This is a genomic window from Providencia sp. UF-224 (assembly GCF_058245955.1).
The window spans coordinates 1-2,816 of sequence record NZ_JBSICC010000067.1 but is presented as its reverse complement, the minus strand read 5'-3'; the positions used below and the strand labels follow the sequence as shown (position 1 = coordinate 2,816).

Genomic DNA, 2,816 nt, shown 5'->3' with positions numbered 1-2,816 from the left:
GCCAAGCCATTTTTCGCTTGCACCGACACTTCTTTCACTTGACCGACATCCGCTTGCACCAAGGTGTAACCCGGTACCGTGCCGGAGGTGGTCACGTTGCTGCCGCTGCTGACTGCCGCCGCGGTGTTGCCTTTGTTACCCCACGCGTAGGTGGATTTATCGGTGTTGTCACCGCCGTTCGCACCAAACGCGTACTGCCCAGTCAGTGCTTGACCGACGGCCAGCTCGCCTTTTAACGTCAGGTTGGCCACTTGCGGCTTGCCCAGTGGGTCAATAATTTCCCCTTGGTTACCGCCTGTACCGCCACCGGTGGTGTCATTGCCCTCGGCTTTGCTTGCGTCTGTCGCCAGCGTCACCGTGTTACCGGTCACCGCCAGGCCATTTTTCGCTTGCACCGACACTTCTTTCACTTGCCCCACATCCGCTTGCACCAAGGTGTAACCCGGTACTGTGCCTGACGTGGTCACTGACGCGCCGCTGGCCACTTGACCGGCTGTCGCCCCTTTATTACCCCACGCGTAAGTGGATTTGTCCGTCCCTTCGCCGCCATTCGCATCAAACGCGTACTGCCCAGTCAGTGCTTGACCGACGGCCAGCTCACCTTTTAACGTCAGGTTCGCCACTTGCGGTTTGCCCAGTGGGTCAATAATTTCCCCTTGGTTGCCGCCTGTACCGCCACCGGTGGTGTCATTGCCCTCGGCTTTGCTTGCGTCCGTCGCCAACGTCACCGTGTTACCGGTCACCGCCAGGCCATTTTTCGCTTGCACCGACACTTCTTTCACTTGACCCACGTCTGCGGCAGTCAAGGCATAACTTGGCACATTACCAGAAATGACAACGCTATTGCCGCTTGAAACGGCCGCCGCGGTGTTGCCTTTATTGCCCCATGCGTAAGTGGATTTGTCGGTGTTGTCACCGCCGTTCGCATCAAACGCGTACTGCCCGCTTAACACTTTGCCCACGGCCAGCTCACCCTGCAGTTTCAAGTTGGCCACTTGCGGTGTGCCCAGTGGGTCAATAATTTCCCCTTGGTTGCCGCCCGTGCCGCCACCGGTGGTGTCATTGCCCTCGGCTTTGCTTGCGTCCGTCGCCAGCGTCACCGTGTTACCGGTCACCGCCAAGCCATTTTTCGCTTGCACCGACACTTCTTTCACTTGACCGACATCCGCTTGCACCAAGGTGTAACCCGGTACTGTGCCTGACGTGGTCACTGACGCGCCGCTGGCCACTTGACCGGCTGTCGCCCCTTTATTACCCCACGCGTAAGTGGATTTGTCCGTCCCTTCGCCGCCATTCGCATCAAACGCGTACTGCCCAGTCAGTGCTTGACCGACGGCCAGCTCACCTTTTAACGTCAGGTTCGCCACTTGCGGTTTGCCCAGTGGGTCAATAATTTCCCCTTGGTTACCGCCTGTACCGCCACTGGTGGTGTCATTGCCCTCGGCTTTGCTTGCGTCCGTCGCCAGCGTCACCGTATTACCGGTCACCGCCAAGCCATTTTTCGCCTGCACCGACACTTCTTTCACTTGACCGACATCCGCTTGCACCAAGGTGTAACCCGGTACCGTGCCTGACGTGGTCACGCTGCTGCCGCTGCTTACGGCCGCCGCGGTGTTGCCTTTGTTGCCCCACGCGTAAGTGGATTTGTCGGTTCCTTCACCGCCGTTTGCATCAAACGCGTACTGCCCGCTTAACGCTTTGCCCACGGCCAGCTCACCTTTAAGCTTCAGGTTCGCCACTTGCGGTGTACCGGCCGGATCAATGATCTCTCCGGTATTTCCGCCTGTACCGCCACCGGTGGTGTCATTGCCGTCGGCTTTGCTTGCGTCTGTCGCCAACGTCACCGTGTTACCGGTCACCGCCAAGCCATTTTTCGCTTGCACCGACACTTCTTTCACTTGCCCCACGTCCGCTTGCACCAAAGTGTAACCCGGTACTGTGCCGGAGGTGGTCACTGACGCGCCGCTGGCCACTTGACCTGAGGTCACGCCTTTATTACCCCACGCGTAGGTGGATTTATCGGTGTTGTCACCGCCGTTCGCATCAAACGCGTACTGCCCAGTCAGTGCTTGACCGACGGCCAGCTCACCTTTTAACGTCAGGTTCGCCACTTGCGGTTTGCCCGCCGGATCGATCACCTCGCCCGGGTTTTCACCGCCACTGCCGCTGCCACCGGTGGTGTCATTGCCCTCGGCTTTGCTTGCGTCCGTCGCCAGCGTCACCGTGTTACCGGTCACCGCCAGGCCATTTTTCGCTTGCACCGACACTTCTTTCACTTGCCCCACATCCGCCGCCACCAAGGTGTAACCCGGTACCGTGCCTGACGTGGTCACGCTGCTGCCGCTGCTTACTGCCGCCGCGGTGTTGCCTTTGTTGCCCCATGCATAAGTGGATTTGTCGGTGTTGTCACCGCCGTTCGCATCAAACGCGTACTGCCCGCTTAACGCTTTGCCCACGGCCAGCTCACCTTTAAGTTTCAGGTTCGCCACTTGCGGTTTGCCCGCCGGATCGATCACTTCGCCCGGGTTTTCACCGCCACTGCCGCTGCCACCGGTGGTGTCATTGCCGTCGGCTTTGCTTGCGTCTGTCGCCAACGTCACCGTGTTACCGGTCACCGCCAAGCCATTTTTCGCCTGCACCGACACTTCTTTCACTTGACCCACGTCCGCAACGGTCAGTGTATAACCTGGGATGTTGCCGGAAGTGATGACGCTATTGCCGCTTGAAACGGCCGCCGCAGTGTTGCCTTTGTTGCCCCACGCGTAGGTGGATTTGTCGGTGTTGTCACCGCCGTTCGCATCAAACGCGTACTGCCC

General features: G+C 59.2%; 1 protein-coding gene and 1 pseudogene. Both read right to left on the bottom strand.

The features are described 5' to 3' along the window. A pseudogene (locus tag AC4IFO_RS22700) lies at nt 1-1,583 on the bottom strand (hypothetical protein); the annotation flags it as partial. Nucleotides 1,584-2,226: 643 nt separating this feature from the next. Then, entirely contained in the window at nt 2,227-2,382 is a 156-nt protein-coding gene (locus AC4IFO_RS22695) for a hypothetical protein (protein ID WP_490737808.1), read from the bottom strand. Nucleotides 2,383-2,816 lie beyond the last annotated feature (434 nt).

Excerpts from the sequence above, each read along its gene's own strand:
- AC4IFO_RS22695 (WP_490737808.1), bottom strand. The coding sequence starts at position 2,382 with ATGGGGCAACAAAGGCAACACCGCGGCGGCAGTAAGCAGCGGCAGCAG.